18 protein-coding genes are annotated in these 24,660 nt (G+C 71.2%); 9 read left to right on the top strand and 9 right to left on the bottom strand.

Annotated elements, in window-relative coordinates; translation table 11 throughout:
• Positions 1–77 precede the first annotated feature (77 nt).
• Complete coding sequence (locus ABZ564_RS17260; protein ID WP_360856537.1) at positions 78–692, bottom strand: YceI family protein; 615 nt, start codon at positions 690–692, stop codon at positions 78–80.
• Positions 693–913: 221 nt separating this feature from the next.
• Between ABZ564_RS17260 and ABZ564_RS17265 the strand changes: the two genes are divergently transcribed.
• Positions 914–1,453 (top strand): hypothetical protein, encoded by a 540-nt coding sequence (locus tag ABZ564_RS17265; RefSeq protein WP_360856539.1) that lies wholly within the window; start codon positions 914–916, stop codon positions 1,451–1,453.
• Between the two features lie 75 nt (positions 1,454–1,528).
• Here the strand turns inward: ABZ564_RS17265 and ABZ564_RS17270 are convergent, their stop codons facing one another.
• The 3 genes from ABZ564_RS17270 to ABZ564_RS17280 are packed head-to-tail and all read right to left on the bottom strand — an operon-like array spanning position 1,529 to position 5,047.
• Positions 1,529–2,284: a copper homeostasis protein CutC gene (locus ABZ564_RS17270; protein WP_360856542.1), complete on the bottom strand. Its 756-nt coding sequence runs from the start codon at positions 2,282–2,284 to the stop codon at positions 1,529–1,531.
• On the bottom strand, positions 2,281–3,804 hold the full coding sequence (locus ABZ564_RS17275; protein ID WP_360856545.1) for a M81 family metallopeptidase: 1,524 nt from the start codon (positions 3,802–3,804) through the stop codon (positions 2,281–2,283). The genes ABZ564_RS17270 and ABZ564_RS17275 overlap by 4 nt, the downstream gene beginning before the upstream one ends.
• Positions 3,805–3,826: 22 nt before the next feature.
• Positions 3,827–5,047 carry an ROK family protein gene (locus ABZ564_RS17280; protein ID WP_360856548.1) on the bottom strand — a complete coding sequence of 407 codons (1,221 nt, stop codon included), beginning with the start codon at positions 5,045–5,047 and terminating at the stop codon, positions 3,827–3,829.
• Positions 5,048–5,332: 285 nt separating this feature from the next.
• Here ABZ564_RS17280 and ABZ564_RS17285 point away from each other — a divergent pair, with 285 nt between their 5' ends.
• From ABZ564_RS17285 to ABZ564_RS17305, 5 genes are read left to right on the top strand one after another with little or no spacing between them, the layout of a single operon-like run.
• The gene (locus ABZ564_RS17285) at positions 5,333–7,150 is read left to right on the top strand and encodes a peptide ABC transporter substrate-binding protein (RefSeq protein WP_360856550.1); all 1,818 of its coding nucleotides are present in this window, start codon (positions 5,333–5,335) and stop codon (positions 7,148–7,150) included.
• A gap of 50 nt (positions 7,151–7,200) precedes the next feature.
• Positions 7,201–8,160 (top strand): ABC transporter permease, encoded by a 960-nt coding sequence (locus tag ABZ564_RS17290; protein WP_360856553.1) that lies wholly within the window; start codon positions 7,201–7,203, stop codon positions 8,158–8,160.
• Complete coding sequence (locus ABZ564_RS17295) at positions 8,157–9,053, top strand: ABC transporter permease (RefSeq protein ID WP_360856556.1); 897 nt, start codon at positions 8,157–8,159, stop codon at positions 9,051–9,053. Before ABZ564_RS17290 ends, ABZ564_RS17295 begins: the two co-directional genes overlap by 4 nt.
• Complete coding sequence (locus tag ABZ564_RS17300; RefSeq protein WP_360856559.1) at positions 9,050–10,759, top strand: ABC transporter ATP-binding protein; 1,710 nt, start codon at positions 9,050–9,052, stop codon at positions 10,757–10,759. The genes ABZ564_RS17295 and ABZ564_RS17300 overlap by 4 nt, the downstream gene beginning before the upstream one ends.
• Positions 10,756–11,691 carry an ROK family protein gene (locus ABZ564_RS17305; RefSeq protein WP_360856562.1) on the top strand — a complete coding sequence of 312 codons (936 nt, stop codon included), beginning with the start codon at positions 10,756–10,758 and terminating at the stop codon, positions 11,689–11,691. The genes ABZ564_RS17300 and ABZ564_RS17305 overlap by 4 nt, the downstream gene beginning before the upstream one ends.
• Positions 11,692–11,776: 85 nt before the next feature.
• Here the strand turns inward: ABZ564_RS17305 and ABZ564_RS17310 are convergent, their stop codons facing one another.
• Positions 11,777–13,006 (bottom strand): glycoside hydrolase family 64 protein, encoded by a 1,230-nt coding sequence (locus ABZ564_RS17310; RefSeq protein WP_360856565.1) that lies wholly within the window; start codon positions 13,004–13,006, stop codon positions 11,777–11,779.
• Between the two features lie 349 nt (positions 13,007–13,355).
• Between ABZ564_RS17310 and ABZ564_RS17315 the strand changes: the two genes are divergently transcribed.
• The 3 genes from ABZ564_RS17315 to ABZ564_RS17325 all read left to right on the top strand — a co-directional run bounded on the left by ABZ564_RS17315 (position 13,356) and on the right by ABZ564_RS17325 (position 19,306).
• Positions 13,356–17,228, top strand: a complete 3,873-nt coding sequence (locus tag ABZ564_RS17315) for an endo-alpha-N-acetylgalactosaminidase family protein (RefSeq protein ID WP_360856567.1) — start codon at positions 13,356–13,358, stop codon at positions 17,226–17,228.
• Positions 17,229–17,454: 226 nt separating this feature from the next.
• On the top strand, positions 17,455–19,038 hold the full coding sequence (locus ABZ564_RS17320) for an acyl-CoA carboxylase subunit beta (protein ID WP_360856570.1): 1,584 nt from the start codon (positions 17,455–17,457) through the stop codon (positions 19,036–19,038).
• A 64-nt stretch (positions 19,039–19,102) separates the two neighbouring features.
• Positions 19,103–19,306: an acyl-CoA carboxylase subunit epsilon gene (locus tag ABZ564_RS17325; RefSeq protein WP_360856573.1), complete on the top strand. Its 204-nt coding sequence runs from the start codon at positions 19,103–19,105 to the stop codon at positions 19,304–19,306.
• 396 nt (positions 19,307–19,702) lie between these two features.
• Here the strand turns inward: ABZ564_RS17325 and ABZ564_RS17330 are convergent, their stop codons facing one another.
• The 4 genes from ABZ564_RS17330 to ABZ564_RS17345 form a co-directional block, all read right to left on the bottom strand.
• Complete coding sequence (locus ABZ564_RS17330; protein WP_014048542.1) at positions 19,703–20,284, bottom strand: ATP/GTP-binding protein; 582 nt, start codon at positions 20,282–20,284, stop codon at positions 19,703–19,705.
• On the bottom strand, positions 20,265–20,915 hold the full coding sequence (locus tag ABZ564_RS17335; protein WP_360856575.1) for a DUF742 domain-containing protein: 651 nt from the start codon (positions 20,913–20,915) through the stop codon (positions 20,265–20,267). The genes ABZ564_RS17330 and ABZ564_RS17335 overlap by 20 nt, the downstream gene beginning before the upstream one ends.
• A 99-nt stretch (positions 20,916–21,014) precedes the next feature.
• Positions 21,015–21,428: a roadblock/LC7 domain-containing protein gene (locus tag ABZ564_RS17340; RefSeq protein WP_018551717.1), complete on the bottom strand. Its 414-nt coding sequence runs from the start codon at positions 21,426–21,428 to the stop codon at positions 21,015–21,017.
• 10 nt (positions 21,429–21,438) lie between these two features.
• Positions 21,439–24,648, bottom strand: a complete 3,210-nt coding sequence (locus ABZ564_RS17345; RefSeq protein ID WP_360856578.1) for a nitrate- and nitrite sensing domain-containing protein — start codon at positions 24,646–24,648, stop codon at positions 21,439–21,441.
• Between the last annotated feature and the right edge of the window lie 12 nt (positions 24,649–24,660).

Consider the following 24,660-nt stretch of genomic DNA (forward strand, 5'->3'; position numbering starts at 1 on the left):
GCCGGAGAGGGAGTCCTTCGGTGCCGCCCCGGGAGAGGCGGCTATGGCTGCTTCGCTGTACGGGCGCTCGGGGAGGATCACGCCTGCGGGGCGGCCTTGATCGCGGAGATGTCGAAGTTCAGCTTCACCTTGTCGCTGACCATCACGCCGCCGGTCTCCAGCGCCGCGTTCCAGGTCAGGCCCCAGTCGGAGCGCAGGATCTCGGCGCTGCCCTCGAAGCCGACGCGCTCGTTGCCGTAGACGTCGGTGGCGGAGCCGTTGAACTCCAGGTCGATGGAGAGCGGGCGGGTCACGTCCTTGATGGTGAGGTCGCCGGTGACGCGGTACGTGTCGCCACCGAGCTGTTCGGCGGAGGTCGAGCGGAACGTCATCAGGGGGAACTTCTCGGCGTCGAAGAAGTCGCCGCTCACCAGGTGGCCGTCGCGGTCCTTGATGCCCGTGTCCACGCTGGCGATCTTCACGTCGATCGAGGCCGTGGAGTTGGCCGGGTCGCTGCCGTCCAGCTTCAGGAAGCCCTCGTGGTTGGCGAAGGAGCCCCGGACGTTGGTGACCATGGCGTGACGGACGGTGAAGCCGATGCTGCTGTGCGCCGGGTCGATCGTGTAGTCGCCCGTGAGGGCGGCCAGGGCGGGGTCGACGGCGACGGTGGTCGTGGCGGCGGCGGTGCCGTTCTTGCGGTTGAACAGAGCCATGGCTCCTCCTCGGGGACGGGGCCGAGCGGGCTCGGCCTGTTGTTTAACGTTCAACGAGATTTACTGTAGACCCATCTTGTTCAAAGTTCAACATCTGTGACGCGGATCGTTGCGGCGGGCGCCATGTGTTCACGCGGTCGTTACGCCCGCCCTCTGGCGACGCGCGTAGAACTCGGGCACCATCTCTCCTGCCCCTTTGTCATGCACAGGAGGAGTCTCTCATGGTGTTCCATGCGCCCCACGTCTCCCGGATGACGCTGCGCCCCGTCCTGACCGCCCTCGCCCTCGTCCTCGGCGTCCTCTTCGCCCCCGGTATCGGTGTCGTCGGCGGGACGACCGAGGCGTACGCCGTCACCAAGCTCACCCACAGCCAGGCGACCGCCCGCTTCCGCGCGTCCGGCATCACCTGGTCGTCCTCGGGCGGCTGCTCCGACCGCAACGTCTCCACCTGCACCTCGTTCGACCAGCTCAACCTGCCGACCGCCCAGGGCGCCCAGACCCTCAAGAGCGCCACGGGCTGCGCCCTGAACATCACCGGCGGCACCGAGACCGGGCACGCCGGCGGCACGTACTCGCACTGGAACGGCTACAAGCTCGACTTCAGCAAGTCCACCTGTCTCACCAACTACGTGCACAACGTGTTCAGTTACATCGGCGTGCGCGGTGACGGCGCGCCCCAGTACAAGTCCGGCTCCGGCAACGTCTACGCCGACGAGGGCAACCACTGGGACGTGACCTACTACAACTGCGGCGGCTGCTGACGGCCTTCGCTCCCACGCATGACGGCGCCCCCGCCGATGGGCGGGGGCGCCGTCATGCGGGGGCGGGGGCGGCGGTCAGTCCGTCGCGTCCAGAGCACGTCGCGCCGCGGCGACGACTCCCGGGTCGGTGACGAAGTGGGTGTCCTGCTCGGCCGACGCACCGCCCGCGCCGAGCGGTACCCAGACGCTGCCGGGCCGGCGCGGGGCGCGGACCTTGGCGGAGAGGTGGACGGCGGCGACCCCGGCCGCGGCCAGCGCCGGGATGTCGGCGAGGCGCACGCCGCCGCCGGCCATCACCTCCACCCCCGGAGCGGCGGCGACCATCGCGGTGATCGCCGCCAGCCCCTCGGCCGCGGCGGGAGCGCCGCCCGAGGTGAGGACCCGGGTCAGACCGAGGGAGGGCAGCAGCGCGGCGGCGGCCACCGGGTCGGCGGACTGGTCGATGGCGCGGTGCAGGGTCACGTCCACCGGGCGGTCCGCGGTGCGGGCCGCCTCGGCGAGCCGGGCGACCGCGCCGGTGTCCAGGGCGCCGTCGGCGGTGAGCGCGCCGACGACCACCCCGGCGGCGCCGGAAGCGATCACGGACCGCACCTCGGCGACCATGAGGGCGACCTCGTCCGCGTCGTGGACGAAGTCGCCGGGCCGGCACCTGACGAGGACCTGCACCGGCAGCCCCTCCGCCGCGACCGCCTCGACCAGCGCCGCCGACGGGGTCACGCCGCCCAGCTCCAGCGCGGTGCAGAGCTCGACCCGGTCGGCTCCGTTCTCCCGGGCGGCGCGGGCGCCCGCCGGTGAGGTGACGGCGATCTCCAGGGCGGGACGGGCGGTCACTCGTCGTCCCCGGTCAGCGGCTGGTCGGAGGCGGGGATGACGCGGGCCGACAGGTCCGGGTCGGCCATCTCGCGGTCGAACGGGAACATCGGGCGGCGGATGCGGTGGTGGCCCAGACGCTCCAGGTCCTGGTCCACACCGCCGGGGGTGAGCGCCATCTTCCAGCCGACCGACATGTCGAAGAGTTCGGGCTCCAGGTACCCGATCTTCACGATCACGATGTCGGCGCCCCGCGGGTCGAGGCCGAGGTCGGTGAAGTCGTGCTCGTGGTGGTAGGGCTTGCGGAGCTCCGTGAGGATCGCGTACACGCTGCCCACCCGGATCACGACCTCGGTCCGGGCGTCCCGGTCGCCGTGCCGGACGGAGTGCACCGTGCCGGTCAGGGTGACCGGGCCCGCGTGCCGGTCGTCCACCTCCGCCCCGGCGGTGACCGTGACGGTGGCGCCGACACCGGCGGCGACGGCCGTCGCCACGGCGTCCGGACCCGGCACCGAGGCGTAGATGACGGTCGGGCCGTCCTCCTGCCGGAACTCCGGGCGGGCCAGCAGCCGGGTCAGCCCCCAGGTCACGTCACCGGCACCGCCCGCGGTCGGGTTGTCCCCGGTGTCGCTGATGAAGTAGGGGAGCCGGTCGGATGCCAGGGCCTCGTCCAGGATGCCGTCGAAGGTGCCGGTCGGGGCGACGAACTCGAAGTCGTGGCGGGCCTTCCAGAACCCCTCGGCCAGACGCTCCGCACCCGCCGAGACGGCGGCCCGGTCGGGGCCGGTGACCACCACGGCGGCGCGGTTGCGGGGTTCGTCGGCCCACGCGTAGCCGACCCAGATGGCGGCGTCGGTCACGCCGTCCACGGCCTCGACCTCGTCCACCGCCGCGTACACGCTCTTCGCCGGTTCGATCCGGGTGGAGGTCTGCTCGCCGGCCAGCAGCACCGGCACCGGCACCCACGCCTTGACCGGACGCGGTGCCCCGGAGGCCAGCAGCTCCACCAGGTTGCGGACGGCCCGCTCCTTGGTCTCCATGTGGTCCTCGTGGGGGGCCATCCGGTAACAGGTGATCAGGTCGCTGCCGTGGACGAGTTCGCGGGAGACGTTGCCGTGCAGGTCCATCGAGGTCGAGATGACGACGTCGGGACCGACGGTGGCGCGGATGCGGTCGAGCAGGACCACCTCGGCGTCGTCGATGCCCTCCACGGTCATCGCGCCGTGGATGTCGTACCAGAGGCCGTCCGGGCGGGGCAGTGCGGCGAGCCGTTCGATCAGCTCGTCGGTCAGCTCCTGCCAGGCGGCGGCGGTGACGGTGCCGCCCGGCAGCGACTTGCCGACCAGCGCGCCGTGCCAGTCGGCCGCCTCGCGCAGCTCCTCACCGGGGGCCAGGAACGGGTAGCGGTCCAGCACCTCGGCGCCGCGCGAGGGGTGGAAGGCGGCGGCCCGGGTCCGGGCGGGGGAGAAGGTGGAGGACTCGATGCCGAGCCCTGCGATGGCGATGACCGGGCGGGATGCTGCGGTGCGGGATTGCGACATGGCTCCTCGTAGGGGTGTGGCGTCAGAGGTGACGGGGGGCGAGTGAGCCGAACCGGCCGGTTCCGCCCACCTCGTGCAGGGCGTGGGCCAGGGCGTGCTGCAGGGCGAACTGCCCGGCGCCGACCAGACCGGCGTCGGCACCGAGTCTCGTCCGCTCGATGGTGAGGTGCTCGGTGACGAGCGGGTGGCAGCTCTCGTAGAGCCGGCTGCGCACAGCGGCGACGAACTGTTCCAGGGTGGAGAGGATGCCGCCGAGGTAGACGGCGTCCGGATTGAAGAAGTTGACGTTGGCGGCCAGCACCTGACCCAGGTAGTCGCCGGCCCTGCGGACCGTGCGGGTGGCCAGCGGATCGCCGTCGAGGGCCAGCCGGGCCACGTCCTCGGGGCTGCTCACATCCGCTCCCCGCTCGCGCAGGATGCGGACCAGTGCGGCCCCGGACGCCACGGTTTCCAGACAGCCGGTGTTCCCGCAGGAACAGGGGATGCCGGCACCGGCGTCGATCCGGATGTGGGTGATGTCGCCGGCGGCCCCGGTCGCGCCGCGGTAGAGGCGCCCCTGGGCGATCACTCCGGCGCCGATCGCGGACCCGATCTTCACCATGATCGTCTGAGCGGGCCCGTCGGCCCGGACGGTGTGTTCACCGACCGCCATGCAGTTGGCGTCGTTGTCCACGGCCGCCGGGACGCCGAAGCGCTCCTCCATCCAGGCGGCGACCGGGAAACGGTTCCAGCCGGGCATCCGCGACGGCCGGACGACCGACCCCGAGGCGAGGTCCACGGGTCCGGGCAGGGAGAGCCCGACCCCGCGCAGACGGCCGGGTTCACGCTGTCCGGCCAGCGCTTCCAGGGCCTCGGCCAGCCGGGGCAGGGCGGCCTCGGGCCCGTCCGCGATCAGGAAGGGGACGGTCGAGACGTCGGTCAGGCCGCCGCCCGGGAGCACCACGCCGATCCTGGCGTGCCGGCCTCCGAGGTCGGCGGCGACGGCGAAGTCGTCCCGGCTCCCGATCCTCAGCGCCTTGCGGGGGCGGCCGCCGGTGGAGGACTGGGTGCCCTCCTCGGCGACCAGCCCGCGATCCACCAGGTGCCCCACGGCGAGGGAGACGGTGGAGGCGGCGGCCCCGAGACGCTCGGCGAGTTCGGCCCGCGACGTCGCCTGGCCCGATGCGATGAGTTCCAGGACGCGCACGGCGAGGGACGGGGTCCCCTTCGTGGCCTTGCGGTCCCACGCGCTTATTCCAGTCATGTACAAAGTTACTTCCGCAACGGGTGTGTGGCGGAGACGATACGCCTGCACTTCGCACAGGGGAACAGTGTCGCGAAGGAAGTTCGCCGCCCTTGAAATCGGCCATGTCGGGCCAAATCACCCCAAGCTGTCCGGAGAAAAGGGGCGAGAGGACTTTCGTCGAATGTGCAGTAACTTACTTGTTATTAATTCTTGTTTGTTTCTTCGACGGCTGAGGCGTTAGCTGTCGTGAACGCAGCGCCGACCCCCCGAGCGGCTGCGGGCCCTTTCGATCCGAGGAGTGTCATGATCCTTACCCGCACGGTGAAGAACCGTCGCTGGGCCCTTGCCGCGGGCGCTGCCACCACCGCGGCCGTTCTGCTGTCCGGCTGTTCCGGCGGCGGCACGACCTCGTCCGGCTCCGGCTCCTCGGACAGCATCAACTACGCGCTGCCGGCGAACTTCACGCCGAACTGGATCCTTCCGGTCGGCACCGCCGCCCACCTCAACACCAACAACTCCTCGATATCCCAGTCCCTCTGGGAGCCGCTGATCGCGTACGACGGTTCCACCGGCAAGGTCGGCTGGAACAAGGGCAACTCGCTGGCCACCGCCGCCGACTTCGCCGAGGACAGCAAGAGCGTCACGATCACCCTCGGCGACCGGCACTGGAGCGACGGCGAGAAGATCACCTCGCGCGACGTGCAGTTCTGGTTCAACCTGGTCAAGGCGAACAGGGAGGACTGGGCCAGCTACAGCCCGGGCAAGGCGCCGGACAACTGGACCGCGCTGAAGATCGTGGACGACACGCACTTCACCATCACGTTCGACAAGGCGTACAACACCCAGTGGATGCTCGCCAACGAGCTGAGCATGATCCGCCCGATGCCGCAGCACGTCTGGGACAAGACCAGCGACGCGGGCAAGGTGTCGGACCTCGACCTCACCACCGAGGGCGCCAAGAAGGTCTGGACGTACCTCAACACGGCCGCCAAGAAGATCTCCGGTTACGCCACCGACCCGCTCTGGAAGACGGTCAGCGGCCCCTACACCATCAAGTCGTTCTCCACGGCCGGCAAGGTGCAGCTGGTGGCCAACGCCAAGTACGACGGCGGCGGCAAGGCCAACATCAAGACGGTGAACCTGCTCCCGTTCACCACCGCGGACGCCGAGGAGAACGCGCTCCGGGCGGGCACGGTCGACTACGGCTACATCAACGCCACCAACCTCAGCCAGGAGTCGTCCTTCACGGCCAAGGGCTACACCCTCAAGCCGTGGGCCGGCTGGGCGATCACGTACATGCCCTACAACTTCAACAACCCCACCATGGGCCCCGTCTTCAAGCAGCTCTACGCCCGCCAGGCGATCCAGATGTCGGTGGACCAGAAGACCCTGTCCGAGGTGATCTTCAACGGCACCGCCGTCCCGACCTACGGGCCCGTCCCGCAGGGCCAGGCCTCCACCTTCATCTCCGCGGAGCAGAAGAGCAACCCGTACCCCTTCTCCACCGCCAAGGCGAGGAAGCTGCTCACCGACCACGGCTGGACCGAGCAGAACGGCACCATGGTCTGCACGGAGCCGGGCAACGGCGACGACCAGTGCGGCGCCGGCGTGGACAAGGGCACGAAGTTCCAGATGCAGGTGCTGTCGCAGTCCGGCTCGACCGTGACCGACAACCTGATGAGCGCGCTCCAGTCCTCCTTCGCCAAGTCCGGCATCGGCTTCGGCATCAAGACCGCCCCGGTCAACTCGGTTCTCTCGCAGGCCGGTGAGTGCAGCGCCGACGCGCCCGGCTGCAAGTGGCAGCTGTCCTTCTTCGGCAGCGCGGGCAGCTGGTACTTCCCGGCCTACCCGAGCGGTGACTCGCTCTTCGCCACCGGCGGCGGCTCCAACTTCGGCAGCTACTCCAACCCCGCGGTGGACAAGGTGGTCAGCAGGACCACCACCGACTCCTCCGACGCCGCCATGCAGGAGTACAGCGCCGCCCTGGCCAAGGACCTCCCGGTCGTCTGGCTGCCGGAGCCCGACTACCAGGTCTCCGTGGTCAAGAAGGGCCTCGGCGGCTTCGCCCAGGACTCCCTCGCCAACTTCCACCCCGCCATGTGGAAGTGGACCAACAAGTGAGCCCGGTCGCCGACCACGCGCATCACTGAGCCGAAGCGACCGGAAAACACATGAGCACTTCCTCGTACCTCATCAGGCGGGTCCTCCAGGCCGTCGTGGTGATCGTCATCGTGACGATCGTGGTCTTCGGTCTGCTGCACGCCCTGCCCGGGGGTCCCGCACGCGGGATCCTCGGCCCGCAGGCCACCGCGCAGCAGATCGCGTCCTTCAACCACGACCAGGGCCTCGACAAGCCGCTGCCCGTGCAGTACTTCTACTACCTGAACCAGCTGTTGCACGGTGACCTCGGGACCTCGTACACGCTCAACGAGCCGGTGTCCCAGCTCATCACCGAACGGCTGCCGAAGACGCTGCTGCTCACCGTCCTGTCGGCGATCGTCGGCCTGGCGCTGGCGATCCCGCTGGGCATGTGGCAGGCCATGCGGCGCAACAAGCCCGCGGACTACGTCATCACCACGCTGAGCTTCATCGCCTACTCCACGCCCGTGTACTTCCTCGGGCTGATCCTGGTGCTGGTGTTCAGCCAGACGCTGCCGTGGTTCCCCGCCCAGGCACCGCAGGGCGACACGCTCGCCCAGGTGATCTCCGAACCGCAGGCGCTGGTGCTGCCGGTGATCGCGGGCGGCGCCTCCATGATCGCGGTGTTCAGCCGCTACATGCGGGCGGCCACCCTGGAGAACCTCTCCGAGGACTACGTCAGGACGGCGCGGGCCGGCGGCTCCCGCTCCCGCGCCATCCTGTGGCGGCATGTGTTCCGCAACTCGCTGACCCCGGTGGTCGCCATGCTCGGGTACTACGTGCCGGTGCTGTTCGGCGGTGCGCTGGTGGTCGAGCAGCTCTTCAACTACCCCGGCATGGGGCTGCTCTTCTGGACCGCCGCGCAGTCCTCCGACTACCCGGTGCTCCTGGGCTGCGTGCTCGTCATCGCGGTCGCCACGGTGACCGGCACGCTCCTCGCCGACATCGTCCAGCGCGTCATCGACCCCCGAGTGAAGGCAGGCCGGGCATGAGTGCCGTCATCCAGCCGGGCCAGGTGCCCGGCACGGCCGCCGCCGTCACGGCGTCCGGCTCCCGCCTCGCCGTGCGGCGCTTCTGCCGCAACCGGCTCGCCGTCGTCGGGCTCGGCGTCGTGGCCTTCTTCGTCCTGTTCTGCTTCGCCGGTCCGCTGGTGTACTCCACCGACCAGACCCACACGATGCTCCAGCAGGTCAACCTCGCGCCCAGCGGCTCGCACTGGCTGGGCACCGACGCGGTCGGCCACGACGTACTGGGCCGGCTCATGTACGGCGGCAAGGTGTCGCTGATCGTCGGTCTCGCCGCAGGCGTCCTGGCCACCGTCATCGGCACCCTGTGGGGCGCCGTCGCCGGCTACGCGGGCGGCTGGGTGGACGCGGTCATGATGCGGATCGTGGACGCGGGGATCGCCATCCCGGCCCTCTTCATCCTGCTGGTGGTCTCGGCCATCACCACCCCGGACCTGACCGGCCTGATCGTCATCCTCGGCTTCGTGTCCTGGCTGGTGCCGTCCCGGCTGATCAGGGCGGAGACGCTGAGCCTGAAGAACCGCGACTACATACTGACGCTCCGGGCGATCGGCGGGACGCACAGCCGGGCGATCATCCGGCACATCCTGCCGAACTCGGTCTCGACCATCATCGTCGCGGCCACCTTCCAGATCGCCGACGCCATCCTGCTCGTCGCCTACGTCTCCTACCTGGGCCTGGGCGTCCAGCCGCCGGCCACCGACTGGGGCGGCATGCTCTCGGCCGGTCTCACCGCGGCCTACTCCGGCTACTGGTGGCTCATCATTCCGCCCGGCCTGGCCATCATCCTGGTGGTGTGGGCGTTCAACGCGATCGGGGACGGGCTCCGCGACGCATTCGACGTGAGGGGACGCGGATGACCGTCACCCAGGGTCCCGCCGCACCGCCGGCCGGGCCGATTCTCGAACTCGACGACCTCGGCGTCGTCTTCACCACCGAGACCGGTGAGGTGCCGGCCGTCCGGGGCGTCTCCCTGCACGTCCGGCCCGGCGAGACGCTCGCCCTCGTCGGCGAGTCGGGCTCGGGCAAGTCCACCATCGCGCTGGCCGCGATGGGCCTGCTGACCGGCAACGCCCGGGCCACCGGCAGCGCCGTCATCGCGGGCACCCAGGTCGTGGGCGCCCGCGAGAGCGAGCTCGTGGCCCTGCGCGGCCGGACGGTCTCCATGGTGTTCCAGGAACCGGCCACCGCGCTCGATCCGCTGACCCGGGTCGGCCGGCAGATCGCCGAGGTGATCCGCAACCACCGCGAGACGTCCGCCAAGGACGCCGCCGCCGAGGCCGTCGAGCTCCTCCGCAAGGTCGGCATTCCCGAACCGGAGAAGCGGGCCACGGCCTACCCCTTCCAGCTCTCCGGCGGGCAGCGCCAGCGCGTGGTCATCGCCATGGCCATCGCCAACAACCCCGCTCTGCTGATCGCCGACGAACCGACCACCGCGCTGGACGTCACGGTGCAGGCCGAGATCCTCGACCTGCTGCGCCGGCTCGCCGCAGAGACGGGCACCGGCGTCCTGCTGGTCACCCACAACATGGGCGTCGTCGCCGACTTCGCCGACCGGGTCGCCGTGATGTACCACGGCGAGATCGTGGAGTCCGGACCGGTCGAGGACGTGCTCCTGCGCCCCTCCCACGACTACACCCGCCGCCTGCTGGCCGCCGTGCCGAGACTGTCCGTGGCCGAGGCGGGCCAGGCGGTCGAGGCCGCCTTTGCCGCGGACCCGGACACCGAGCCGGTGGCGGAACTCCGCGACGTCTCCGTGGTCTTCGGCCGCGGCAAGAACGCCGTGCGGGCCCTGGACGGCGTCTCCCTCGCCGTGCACGCCGGCCAGACCCTGGCCCTGGTGGGCGAGTCGGGTTCCGGCAAGTCCACCGCTTCCCGGGTCGCACTCGGCCTGATCGCGCCGAGCTCCGGCACGGTCTCCCTGTTCGGCACCGACCTGGCGCGCACCCGCTCCCGGGCCCGCCGGGCCCTGCGGGCGGGCATCGGCGTGGTCCTCCAGGACCCGGTCGCCTCGCTGGACGCCCGGATGACGGTCGGCGAGTGCGTCGCCGAGCCGCTCAGGGTCCACCACCGGGGTCTGACCGCCAAGGACCGCAGGAGCAAGGTGGCCGCCATCCTCGACCGCGTCCGGCTGCCGCGCGAAGTCGCCGACCGGGCGCCCCGGGAGCTGTCCGGCGGTCAGCGCCAGCGGGTGAGCCTGGCCCGTGCGCTGGTCCTGGAGCCCCGGCTGCTGGTCGCCGACGAACCCACCAGCGCCCTGGACGTGAGCGTGCAGCAGGCGGTGCTCGAAGTGATCTCCGAGCTCCAGGACGAGCTGGGCTTCGCCTGCCTGTTCGTCTCCCACGACCTGGCCGTGGTCCAGCACTTCGCGCAGCGCGTCGTGGTGCTGCGGGGCGGCCGCATCCAGGAGCAGGGCCCCACCGGGAAGACCCTCCTGTACCCGGAGACCGACTACACACGCGGCCTGCTGGCCGCCGTACCGGTGCCGGACCCGGTGATCCAGCGCGGTCGCAGGGCCGAGCGCCTGGCCGCCCTCACGGCCGGCCGGACGGAGGTCCAGGCATGAACCCGTACGACCGCAGGCTCTTCGCGGGCGTGGACATCGGCGGCACCACCACGCAGGTGGTCCTGTGCGACGACGACCTGACCGTCCTGGACCGCGCCGGGACGGCGACCCCGGCGGCTCAGGGCGGCCCGGCCATGATCCGCGCGGCCCTGGACACGCTGGCCCCGCTGCTGGAGCGCACCCCCGGCCGGCTCGTCGGCTGCGGGGTCGGCGCCGCCGGCGTCGTGGACTCCGCCACCGGTCGCATCCTGGTGGCCAGCGACTCCTTCACCGGCTGGGCCGGATTCGGGGTGACGGACGCCGTCCAGGACGCGCTGGGAGTCCCGGCCTTCCTGGACAACGACGTCAACGCCTTCCTCTACGGGGAGACCTCGGGCGGCGCGGTCCGGGGCGAGCCGGACGTACTCGGGATCACCCTCGGCACCGGTGTCGGCGGCGCGCTGTGGAGCGGTGGCGAACTGTTCACCGGCCCGCACGGCGCGGCCGGCGAGATCGGGCACATCCCCGGCTTCGGCGACCTGCTCTGCTCGTGCGGCGGGCGGGGCCATCTGGAGACCCTGGCCTCCGGCCGCTCCATCGGCGCCCGCTACGCGGAGCGCACCGGCCGCCGGCTGACCGCCCGTGAGGTCGCGGAGGCGGCGGGCCGCGGTGACGAGGACGCCCTCGCGGTGTACCGGGCCGCCGGTGCCGGCATCGCACGGGCGATCGTGATGACGGCGGGCGTCGTCGACATCACGACGGTGGTCGTGGGCGGCGGGGTCAGCCACGCCTGGCCGCTGCTGAACCCGGTCGTTCTCGCGGCGCTGGCCGACGAACCGCCGGTCAGCGGTCACCCCGTCCGGCTGGTCAGGTCCGGCCTGGGCGCCGACGCCGTACCGGTCGGCGCCGCGGCCCGGGCCCGGCGGGAACTCGTGGCGAGCTGCCCCGTCTGACACCCCACCGCGCCGGGCGGCCCGGACACAGGGGAGGACCCCCGTCCCGCCCGGACGGGGGTCCTCCCGGTCTGTGGGGGTGAGGTCAGGAACCGACGCTCACCGTGAACCGCCTCGGGTTGCCGTCGTTCGCGGCGCCCGAGACGTCCGGCTGCCCGTCCGGGCGTACGTCGTCGTACGGGAAGGCGTAGCCGATCGGGCTGTTGGCGTGGACGATCCGGGACCAGTGGTTGGTCACCGCGCCCTGGTAGTAGTCGGCCACCGAGGTGCCGTTGGGCTGGTCGGGGTGGCTGAGCATGATCGAGCGGTTGAAGCCGGCCGCGAGCCGGGCCAGCAGGGCCTTCTTGTCGTCGTTGTCCGCCGGGTTGTTGGTGAACGGCCCGTGGTTGCAGGTGAAGATGTCCTTGGAGACCGGCTTGGTGAACGTGTGCCCGCCCTCGAACACCAGGGTGTCGCCGCTGACCCGGCCGGTGCGCACTCCGCGTCCGCCCTGGAGGTCGATGCGCAGGTCCGTCGAGCGGTACTTCTCCCAGACCTGGTCGATCTGCGCCGTGAACAGGTCGCGGAACGGCATCTGGTCGGGCCGGTCGAAGTAGGGCGCCATCAGGTTCTGCGGCGAGATGACCCGCAGCACGCTGCCGTTCGCGCCACGGGTCACCAGCTTGTCCCAGGGTTGGCCGTCGGCCGCCGCCTGGGCGATGAGGCCGTCGGCGATCCGCTGCACGGCGCCGTCGGGGAGCGGGGCGACGGTGTGCGTGGAGTCGCCCTCCAGGGTCAGGCCGATCGGCAGCGCCGTCACCAGGTCGACGTAGCTGATGTTGGCGTACAGCTGCTGCGGGTTGAACGTGAACTCGCAGAACGACCAGGTGCGCCCGTAGTTCGGGTCCGCGGCGGTGGCGAAGGCCGGCTCGACGAGGGCGGGGCCCGGGTTGACGTAGAAGTCCAGGGTGTCGTCGCGCACGAAGTAGACCCGGGCGCCGTACATCTGAGGCAGCGTCAGGACGACGGGCGCTCCGCCCGCCCCGTTCAGCGGGATGGCGCAGTCGACCGGCAGCGGGGTCTGCGGGGCGGCGGGGGAGTCGGGGCTGTAGACGCTGCCGTCGGCGCGCAGCAGGACCCAGCGGCCGGTGCCCTGTTCGTGGCCGGTGACATAGGCGTTGACGCGGCCGGGCAGCGAGCGGTTCTCCAGGGCCAGTTCGCAGGTGGCGGCGGCCGCCGAGGCGGTGGGGCTCAGGGCGCTGCCCCAGAGGGGGTAGGTCAGTGCGGTGGCGGTGGCGGCGGCCCCGCCCGTGAGGAACTTCCGGCGCGAAATCATGAGGCGACTCCGGGGGTGCGTGGGGGGCGCGGACGGGGGACCGTGCGAGGGGGGTGGAGCGGGGGCGTCCGCGGTGCGCACCACTTTCGCGACGCGTGGCGCGGGCGTCAAGACTTGTGACTGAGAGCGCTCTCAAAAAGAAGAACTCTTCACAACTCGACACTGGTGGGCGGCAGTTGCCCGTCCGCTCCTCGATGTTTCCGTCACCCGCGATCAGGAGCTGAACACGGCGTCCGGGATGTCCCGGCTCCGCCCCACTTGGACTTACGGGGGGCGGTTGTTGGACTGGAGAGGCCCTCGGGGCCGTACGTCGTTGACGGTGCGCCGAGCCGACGACTACGCAGTGCACATGTCACCAAGATGTACGCCGGTGGGCGTCGCAGCCGCCGCCTCAGCAGCCGTCCTGGCCCTGGTGGGAACCGCCCTCCCCGCCGTGGCCGCCGCCCCCTCGCCCGCTGCCACCGGTGCCGCCGTGCCCGCGGGCGGCCCCGTCCTCCTCTCCGCGGACCTCGCGGTCGCCGTGGCCGCCGACTTCCCCCGCGTCCTCACGTACACCGACCGCGCCTCCGGCGAGCAGCTGGCCGGCAGCACCCGGCCGGTCACCGCCGTCACCCTGAACGGCACCGCGCACCCCGTGGAGCTCAAGGGCGCCCCGGAGATCACCGGCTCGGCCGCCCGCTACACCCTGGCCTTCACCGACCTGCCCGGCGTCGAGATCGACGCCACGCTCTCGGTGTCGGGCCGCGTCACCACCTTCAGGGTGACCGCGGTCCGCGACACCGCCGCCTTCCGGGTGGGCACGATCGACATACCCGGCCACGACCTGGTCTCCGTCGCGAGCACCGACGCCGGAGCCGCGACCGCCTTCACGAAGCTCGACCCCGACTCGACGAGGACCGCCGACGTCTTCGGGGCGGTCACCGCGGACACCCCGGCCCAGTCCGCGCCCGTCGGCGCCACGTACGCCCTCGTCAACACCGGTGCCCTGGCCGCCGCCGTCGAGTCCAACTCCTCGTACGACAAGCCCTCCGGCGCCACCGGCGGCGACGACGCCCGCTTCTGGCACCAGGCCCGCAAGGAAGCCGACGGCTCCACCCGGGTCGGCGTCCGGTCCGGCCAGTGGACCTACCGCGGCGACGGCGCTCCGAAGCCCGAGAGCGGCGACGGCCTGCCCTGGGCGAAGGTCGTCGTGACGCCCGACGCCAACGGCGACCGCACCGTCGACTGGCAGGACGGCGCCGTCGCGTTCCGCTCGATCGGCGTGGTGGCGCCGGGCAGCGAGGACACCGCGGACCGGGTGATCACCCACATCCCGTTCAACTTCGCCAGCCAGGCCACCCACCCCTTCCTGCGCACGCTCGACGACGTCAAGCGGATCTCCCTGGCCACGGACGGCCTCGGGCAGCTCGCGCTGCTCAAGGGGTACGCCTCCGAGGGCCACGACTCCGCCCACCCCGACTACGGCGGCGACTACAACGAGCGCGCCGGCGGGCTGAAGGACCTCAACGCCCTCCTGGAGGACGGCAGGAAGTGGGGCGCCACCTTCGGCGTCCACGTCAACGCCACGGAGGCGTACCCGGAGGCGAAGGCCTTCGACGAGAACCTCGTCGACAAGTCGAAGCCCGGCTGGAACTGGCTGGGCCAGAGCTACTACATCGACCAGCGCCGCGACATCAACAGCGGTGACCTGGCCAAGCGCTTCCAGCAGCTGCGGGACGAGACGGACAGCAACCTCAGCATGCTGTACATCGACGTCTACTACACGCACGGCTGGATCGCGGACAAGACGGTCCAGACCCTCCAGAAGCAGGGCTGGAACATCTCCAGCGAGTGGGCGGACAAGTTCGAGCGGGCCTCGCTCTGGTCGCACTGGGCCAACGACCTCGACTACGGCGGCGCCACCAACAAGGGCCTCAACTCGAAGATCATCCGGTTCATCCGCAACGGCGAGAAGGACGTCTGGAACAACGACCCGGTGCTCGGCCGGAGCGCCATCGACGAGTTCGAGGGCTGGACCGGCGAGACCGACTGGAACGCCTTCTACGCCAACATCTGGCAGCGGAACCTGCCCGCCAAGTACCTCCAGCAGCAGAAGATCACCCGCTGGGACGGCAACGACATCACCTTCACCGGCGGGATCACCGGAACCGTCGAGGACGGCAGGCGGACGTTCTACGACCACGGCCGCAAGGTCCTCAGCGGCACCGACTACCTGCTCCCGTGGGACGGCGGCAAGAAGCTGTACCACTACAGCCAGGAGGGCGGTACGAGCAGCTGGGCGGTGCCCTCGAACAGCACGTACACCGTCTACGAGCTCACCGACAACGGCCGCGTGAAGACCGGCACCGTCCGGCCCGTCGACGGGAGGATCACGCTGAAGGCCGAGGCCGGGCAGCCGTACGTCCTCTACCCGCACCGGGCCCCGAAGGCGGCCGACCCGAAGTGGGGCGAGGACACCCTCGTCGCCGACCCCGGCTTCAACGACGCCCGGCTCGGCGACTGGTCGAGGACCGGCGCCGCCGTCCGTGACACCGACGACCGGGGCCGCAACAGCGCGAAGCTCTCCGGCACCGGCACCGCGGCCCTCTCCCAGCGCATCGGCGGCCTCAGGCCCGGCGCCCGCTACACCGCGTCCGCGCTCATCGAGGTCGAGCCCGGGAAGTCCCGGCACACCACGCTCTCGGCCGGCGGGAAGTCCGTCGCCGTGGACCGCTCCACCGCCAAGGACCATGTCGCCGCGTCCGACTGGCACGGCACCTACTTCCAGCGAGCCAAGGTCAACTTCACCGCCCCGGCCGACGGCCGCACCACCCTGCGCATCGAGGCCGCCGACGGCAGCACGGCCACCGTCCGCGCCGACGACGTACGCCTGGTCGCCAACGCCCCCGCCACCCGGAAGAACACCGTGGTCCACGAGGACTTCGAGGACGTCGACCAGGGCTGGGGCCCCTTCCTCAAGGGCGACGCGGGCGGCTCCACCGACCCCCGCACCGTCATCTCCCGGCTGCACGCCCCGTACACCCAGGCCGGCTGGAACGGGAAGCTCGTCGACGACGTGATCGGCGGCGAGGAATCCCTCAAGGCCCACGAGGAGAACACCGGACTCGTCTACCGCACGGCCCCCTGGACCGTCCCGATGACCGCGGGCCACAGCTACCGGGTCGAGTACGACTACCAGTCCAGCCACGCCGGGGCCTACGAGTGGGTGGACGGCTACGACCGGATCACCGCCGAGGGCAGGCCCGCCTCCGTCGAGACCCGGGCCACCGCCATCGGCGCCCGGCGCACCACCGGCCACTTCACCGAGACCGTCACGGCGGGCTGCGGCGACACCTGGACCGGGCTGCGCAAGCGCGGCGACGCCCCGGACGGCGCCGACTTCGTGCTCGACGCCTTCACCGTGACCGACCTCGGCGAGGCGCCCGCGGGCGAGCGGGCCGCCTGCTCCACGCTCAGCCTCGCCCCGGCCGCCGAGACCCTGGAGCCGGGCACCGCCAACACCGTGAAGGCGAGCTTCACCAACTACGAGTCCACCGCCGCCACCGGCGTCACGGTGGACCTGGCCCTCCCCGAGGGCTGGAAGTCCGAGCCCGCCGGCGCCGTCACCTTCGACTCCGTCGCGCCCGGCGCGAAGGCCACCGCGAGCTGGCAGGTCACCCCGCCGGTGGACGCCGAGTACCGCACGTACGCCCTCACCTCCGAGGCCACGTACACGACCGGCGACGGGCAGCGGAAGATCGGTGCGCAGACCTCCGTACGCACCCTGCCGCCGCCGCCCACCACGGACAGCTGGGCCAGTGACCTCGACTGGACGGCCACCACCAACGGCTGGGGACCGGTCGAGCGCGACCTGTCCAACGGCGAGACCGGCACCGGCGACGGCACCGCCCTCACCATCGGCGGCACGGTCCACGAGAAGGGCCTCGGCAGCCACGCCCCGGCCACCATCCGCTACTACGTCGGCGGACGGTGCACCTCCTTCACCGCCGAGGTCGGCGTGGACGACGTCCAGAAGAGCGCCGGCAGCGTGCAGTTCTCCGTGAAGGCGGACGGCACCGAGAAGGTGAAGTCGCCGGTGCTCAGGGCCTTTGACACCGCCTGGTCGCTGACGGCCGACGTCACCGGCGCCGCGTACGTCGAGCTGATCGCCGGTGACGGCGGGGACGGCAACGGAAACGACCACGCCGACTGGGGGAGCGCCCGCTTCCACTGCGGAGGCTGAGTCCCCGCGGCGGGAGGGGGCCGGGTCCCCCTCCCTCGCGGGCTCACCGGCGTGTGCGGCAGACCACAGTGAACCGTTTGTGGAGCCTCCACAACCGATGCCGGGTACCGGCTGGTACTTCGCCTGCACGGCCCGGGGCTTCTGTCAGGCTCCACCAGTAATCCGGTCAGGAGACTGTACGGAGTCAACGGCAGGATTTTCTTGGCGGGGTTCGTAGGGTCAGTACATGACCGTTGTGGACGAAACCCAGGGCGAGCCGAGCGACACCCGTGGCCGTGTGGCCGAACTGCTGGCGCTGCGTGAGCAGGCCCGGCGCGGACCGAGTGACCGGGCGACCGAGGCGCAGCACGCCAAGGGCAAGCTGACGGCGCGTGAGCGCATCGAGCTGCTGCTGGACCCGGGTTCGTTCCACGAGGTCGAGCAGTTGCGGCGGCACCGGGCGACGGGTTTCGGCCTGGAGGCGAAGAAGCCGTACACCGACGGTGTGATCACCGGGTGGGGGACGGTGGAGGGCCGGACGGTCTTCGTGTACGCGCACGACTTCCGGATCTTCGGCGGGGCGCTGGGCGAGGCGCACGCGACGAAGATCCACAAGATCATGGACATGGCCATCTCGGCCGGCGCGCCGCTGGTGTCGCTGAACGACGGCGCGGGCGCCCGTATCCAGGAGGGCGTCTCCGCGCTCGCCGGGTACGGCGGGATCTTCCAGCGCAACACCCGCGCCTCGGGGGTCATCCCGCAGATCAGCGTGATGCTCGGTCCGTGCGCGGGCGGCGCCGCCTACAGCCCGGCCCTGACGGACTTCGTGTTCATGGTCCGTGAGACCTCGCAGATGTTCATCACCGGTCCGGACGTGGTGAAGGCGGTGACGGGCGAGGAGATCACGCAGAACGGCCTCGGCGGCGCCGACGTGCACGCCGAGACCTCGGGCGTCGCGCACTTCGCGTACGACGACGAGGAGACCTGCATCGCCGAGGTCCGCTACCTCATCGGGATGCTGCCCTCCAACAACCGGGAGAACCCGCCCACCACGGCGAGCGACGACCCGGCAGACCGGCGCGGCGAGGCCCTGCTGGACCTGGTGCCCGCCGACGGCAACCGCCCGTACGACATGCACAAGGTGATCGAGGAGCTCGTCGACGACGGCGACTACCTGGAGGTCCACGAGCGCTGGGCCCGCAACATCATCTGCGCGCTGGCCCGCATGGACGGCCAGGTCGTCGGCATCGTGGCCAACCAGCCGCAGGCCCTGGCCGGTGTGCTGGACATCGAGGCGTCCGAGAAGGCCGCCCGCTTCGTCCAGATGTGCGACGCCTTCAACATCCCGATCATCACTCTTCTGGACGTGCCCGGCTTCCTGCCCGGGGTGGATCAGGAGCACGGTGGGATCATCCGGCACGGCGCGAAGCTGCTCTACGCGTACTGCAACGCGACGGTGCCGCGGATCTCCCTGATCCTGCGCAAGGCGTACGGCGGCGCCTACATCGTCATGGACAGCCAGTCCATCGGTGCGGACCTCACCTACGCCTGGCCCACCAACGAGATCGCCGTGATGGGCGCGGAGGGCGCCGCCAACGTCATCTTCCGCAGGCAGATCGCGGAGGCCGAGGACCCCGAGGCCATGCGCACCCGCATGGTCAAGGAGTACAGGACCGAGCTGATGCACCCCTACTACGCCGCCGAGCGCGGCCTGGTCGACGACGTCATCGACCCGGCCGAGACGCGCGAGGTCCTGATCGCCTCCCTCGCCATGCTCCGCTCCAAGCACGCCGACCTGCCGGCCCGCAAGCACGGCAACCCCCCGCAGTAGTCCGACGCCCCGCAGCGACCCTGCGAGCCCCGCGAAGAACTGCCGAGAAGACGGAGACACACCCATGAGCACTGCCACCGCCGAGTCCGTGCTGCGCGTCGAGAAGGGTCTCGCCGACCCCGAGGAGCTGGCCGCCATCACCGCGGTCCTGCTCGCCCGCGCCGCCGCCCAGCCCGCCGCCGCCCCCCTTCGGGGCCGCGACACGGCGGGCTGGCGCCGCCTGGAGCGCACCCCCGGCTTCCGGGCGCCCCACAGCTGGCAGGGCTGAGAACCTCCGCCCGGACGGTCAGGGCGCGGCGGTGAGCACCCGCTCGGCGTCCCCGGTGGCGGTCCCCCGTCCAGGACGATCATGAGCTGGGCCGGCCCGATGAAGAGCAGCGCGCCCCAGCGGCCTGCGCCACCGGCTGGTGGCGGCGCCACGCCGACCGCACGGTCGAGCTGGTCCAGATCAACGGCGGCCCGGCGCTCCTCGTCCGCGTCGACGGCGAGATCGACGGGGTGGTGGCGGTACGGGTCGAGAAGGGCCTCATCGCCGGTGCCTACCACGTACGCAACCCCGAGAAGCTGTCCCGCCTGGAACGGGCGACCGCCATGAGCCGTTAGGGCACACGCGAAGGCCCCGCACCCCTCGAGGGGTGCGGGGCCTTCGTCGTCACGCCGTTCCTTACCGCAGGCGGGCCATCAGCGCGTGCTCGACGAGCGTGATCAGCGCGCTCTTCGCGTCCGCGCGGTGCCGCGCGTCCGTCGTCAGGATCGGGGTGTCGGGGCCGATCTGGAGCGCTTCGCGGACCTCGTCGGGGGTGTAGGGCTGGTGCCCGTCGAAGCCGTTGAGGGCGATGACGAAGGGGAGCCCGCTGTTCTCGAAGTAGTCGACGGCCGGGAAGCAGTCGGCGAGACGGCGGGTGTCGACCAGGACGACGGCGCCGATGGCGCCGCGCACGAGGTCGTCCCACATGAACCAGAAGCGGTCCTGGCCCGGCGTACCGAAGAGGTACAGGATCAGGTCCTGGTCGAGCGTGATGCGGCCGAAGTCCATCGCCACCGTGGTGGTGGTCTTGTCCCCGGTGTGCGTCAGGTCGTCGATGCCCGCCGAGGCGGACGTCATCACGGCTTCGGTGCGCAGCGGATTGATCTCCGAGACGGCACCGACAAACGTGGTCTTACCCACGCCGAAGCCCCCTGCCACCACGATCTTCGCCGAGGTAGTGGAGCGGGCCGCTCCGCCGCTAGAGCTTGCGAAGTCCACTGAGCACCCTTTCGAGCAGTGTCACATCTGGCTGGCCGCCGGCGGACTCGTCGCCGCCGGGCTGGTGGATAGCGACGAGTCCGGCCTCTGCCAGGTCGGCTACGAGGATCCGGGCCACGCCGAGGGGGATCGAGAGGAGGGCCGAGATCTCGGCCACCGACTTGATCTCGAAGCACAGCCGGCAGATCCGCTGGTGCTCGGGCAACTGCCCTTGCAGCCGGGACGGATCAGCCGTGGTACTGACCAACGCCTCAATGGCGAGTTGGTAGCGCGGTCGGGTCCGGCCACCTGTCATGGCGTACGGACGGACCAGCGGATTGTGCGCGGCCGGAGCCGCCGGTTCGGGAGCCCGCCGCGGCTGCACCGGCTGGATGCGGGGCTGCTGCTGCGGCGCGTCGAAGCGGTGGGGGCGCCGGGGGTGCTGGGGCTGCTGGGGCTGGTAAGGCTCCTGCTGCGGCCAGCCGGGGCCCGCCTGGCCGTACTGCGGCTGCCCGTACGGCTGATAGGGCTGTGGAGGCTGCTGAGCGCCCTGCCCGCCGGGGGTGGAGGGGAAGTCGAAACGTTCGTCCCCGTGCCCACCCGGCACATGCCGGCCACCGTCGTACTGGTGCCCGTCCGGGGGTGTACCCACGATTCCTCCTCCGCCTGCCGGTCCCGATCCCAGTGGGACCGCGCCACCGCACCCTATGGGGCGGTGACGCGAAACGCACTGTCTGGTTACTGGATAAGACTAGTTAAGAAGACTTCCCTGGAGCTCGGCACGGAGGTCCGGCGTCAGCACGCTGCCCGCGCGGTCCACCAGAAGGGCCATTTCGTACCCCACCAGACCGATGTCGGCGTCCGGATGTGCGAGAACGGCCAAGGAGGACCCGTCGGATACGGACATGATGAAGAGGAATCCACGCTCCATCTCCACAACCGTCTGATTCACCGCGCCGCCCTCGAAGATCCGCGAGGCACCGGCCGTCAGCGAGGTCAGACCGGAGGCGACCGCCGCCAACTGGTCGGCGCGGTCCCGCGGAAATCCCTCGGACATCGCCAGCAGGAGTCCGTCGGCGGAGACCACCACCGTGTGCGACACCCCGGGGGTGTTGTCCACGAAGTTGGTGATCAACCAGTTCAGATTCTGCGCCGCCTGGCTCATCGGGCTCACACTAACGCTCCTGGTTGTAGGTATTACTTGTGTCCGAACCCGCGTTGCGTCCCCTGAGGACACCGCGCCGCAGGTTGCTCAGCCTGCCACGCACGTCCTCCGGGGCGCGGGAGACCTGGGGGCCGCCCTGCTGGGTCTGTTCGGCGGTGCCCTCGACCAGGTTGGCCTTGGGCACGCGCCGGGGAAGACCGGAGGGGGTTATCCCGCCCGCCTTCGGCTCCCGGAGCTTCTCGGCCCGCTCCCAGCGCTCGTCGTTGGCCGAGCGCCGGTCGTCGGAGCCGTCGCCTCCGGCAGGGGCCTGCTGCGCCGTTGACGGCCGCTGCGGCAGTTCGTGCTGCTGCGGACGCTCCTGCACGGCACCGGGCCGGCTGTTCCCGCGGCCCGTGGGCTGCCAGTGCTGCTGGCCGCCCCGGCGCGGCAGACCGGCTTCGGTCAGTTCGTGGCCGGCGTTCGGGACGGGGCCCGAACGCTCGAAGCCTACGCGCTCCTGCGGCTCGGCGGGAGCGCTCGCCGCAGATTCCGGTTCCGCCTGCGCGACCGGCTCGAATCCACCCTGGTACGCGCTCTGATCTGCCCACTCATCCTGCTGGGGCTGGACGGCGTACTGCTCGCCGTAGCCCTGCTGGGGTGCCTCGGGGGCTGCGTACGAGGCCTCCGGATAGCCGCCCTGGGCCCCGTCGTAGCCGGTGGCGCCGGCGTACGGGTCGTAGCCGCCCTCGTACGGGCTCGCGGCGTAGGCGTCCTGGCCGTTCCCGGCGTAGGCGGCCTCACCGTTGCCGGCATAGGCGTCCTGGCCGTACCCGCCCTCCGGGTAAGCCTGTTCGGGCTGTCCCTGCCGCTGCTCCGGCTCCGGCTGCTGCGGGAACTGCTGGCGCTCGCCGGCGGCCTGGGCCCCCAGCGCCGCGCGGCGCTCCTCGCGCATCAGCGAGCGGCCCACCGGGTCGAGCTGGACGGCGTCCGCGGACGCCTCCTCGTAACGCGAGTCGTCGAAGCCGAGTTCGGCCGCCGTGCGCAGCTGCGGCTGGTGCGGCAGGGCGTCGAACGCCTGCTGCTGCGGGATGATCGAGGAGACGGTGAAGTCGTCCTGCGCCGGGGCCTCGCCGCCGCCACCGTGGGTGATCGCGTCCGGCAGCATGACCAGCGAGGTCGTGCCGGCCTGCTCCCCCGAGGGGCGCAGCTGGACCCGGATGCCGTGCCGGTCGGCGAGCCGGCCGACCACGAACAGGCCCATGCGCTGCGAGACCGCGGCGTCCACCGTCGGCGGGTTGGCCAGCTTGTGGTTGATGTCGGCGAAGTCCTCGGCGGTGAGGCCGATGCCCTTGTCGTGGATCTCGATCATCACGCGGCTGTCGGGCAGCCGGGTCGCGGTGACCCGCACCTTGGTCTGCGGCGAGGAGAACATCGTGGCGTTCTCCAGCAGCTCGGCCAGCAGGTGCACGAGGTCGGTGACGGACTGGCCGTGGATCTCGGTCTCCGGGATGCCGGAGAGCTCGATGCGCTCGTAGGACTCCACCTCGGAGGAGGCGGCGCGCAGCACGTCCACCAGCGGCACCGGCTGGTTCCAGCGGCGGCCGGGCTCCTCGCCGGCGAGGACGAGGAGGTTCTCGCCGTTGCGCCGCATGCGGGTGGCCAGGTGGTCCAGCCGGAACAGGTTCTCCAGCTGGTCGGGGTCGGCCTCGTTGTTCTCCAGGTCGGTGATGAGGGTCAGCTGGCCCTCGATGAGTGACTGGTTGCGGCGTGAGAGGTTGGTGAAGATCGCGTTGACGTTGCCCCGGAGCATGGCCTGCTCGGCCGCGAGCCGGACCGCCTCCTGGTGCACCTGGTCGAAGGCGCGGGCGACCTCGCCGATCTCGTCCCGGGAGGTGATCGGGATCGGCTGGACGCGGGTGTCGATGCGGCCCGGGTCGGTGCGCGAGAGCTGGTCGACCAGCGAGGGCAGCCGCTGCTCGGCGATGGAGAAGGCGGCGGTACGCAGCCGGCGCATCGAGCGGCTCATCTGGCGGGCCACCAGACCGGCCAGGAGGAAGGCGGCCAGGAGGGCGATGACCACGATCGCCGCGTTGACGAGGGCGTCGGTGCGGGCGTCGGACGAGATCTCCGCGGCCTCGGTCACGGCCTTGTCGACGAGCTCGTCCTCGACCGTGGTGTAGCCGTCGAACTTGGCGGTGGCGGCGGCCATCCAGGAGTCGGGCGTGATGCCCTTCGCCTTCAGCTGCTCGGGGGACCGGCCGAGGCCGATCTCCTGGGCCATGCCGTCGTAGACCGAGCCGTCGATGGTGGGCGGGGCCACGAACGGCACCCCGGCCGCGTCGGCCTTCGCCTTGGCGGCCTTGAGCTCGGCGGCGCCCGCGGCGGCCTTGGCGCCCATGACCTTCTTCAGCCGGGCCGCGTCGGCCTCCGTGCCGCCGGAGGTGAACTCACCGAGGGCGATCTGCTCCAGGTAGTTGTACGAGCCGAAGGCCTTGACCTGGTCGCTGAACTTGCCGTCCTCCTTGCTGGGACGGACCAGGAGGTGCGTGCCGATGGAGCGCTGAAGCGATTCTGCGGCCTTGGCCAGCTCGATCGCGTAGACGGTACGGCCGTAGCTGGTGATGTTGCCGGTGCCGAGACCCAGCTCGTTGCAGAACTCCATGAGGGAGTGCTGGACCTGGACGTAGCCCTCTTCGGTCTTCACCGGGTCCATGGCGGCGGTGTAGGCCACCTTGCGCAGCTGCGGGAGCTTGGGCTCCTCCAGCTTGAACAGCTTGAGGCGGCGCTGGAGGCCCTCCGTGGCCGGCATGTCCCTGACGGCCTCGGCGAACTTCTCCGCGGCGGCGTCGGTGGTGGCGCGGGTCCGCGTGACGACCTCGTCGTCCCGCTTGTTCGACAGCAGCGGCCGGGCGGTGAGGTCGCGCTCGTTGAGCAGGGCCTGCCCGTACTCGGCGGCCGCGCGCACGATCAGCGCGGTCTTCTCCGCGTCCTGGGCCTCCTGCCAGGTGTCGATCGAGCCCTTCACCTGGAAGCCGCCCATGACCAGGCCGACCAGTGCCGGGATCAGGAGGATCGCGTTCAGCCGGGTCGGCACCCGCCAGTTGCGCGGGGACAGCCGGCTGGTGCTGCCACCGGCCGGTGCCCCTTCGGACACGTCGGCGGACGGCGCCGCGGCTCGCGACGGCGGGGTGAAGTTGCCCCGCTCCGCCTGCGCCGTGGAGCCCTTGTTGTTACGCCTCACTCGACCAACAAC

Source organism: Streptomyces sp. NPDC019224, from assembly GCF_040632605.1.
Classification (GTDB): Bacteria; Actinomycetota; Actinomycetes; order Streptomycetales; family Streptomycetaceae; genus Streptomyces.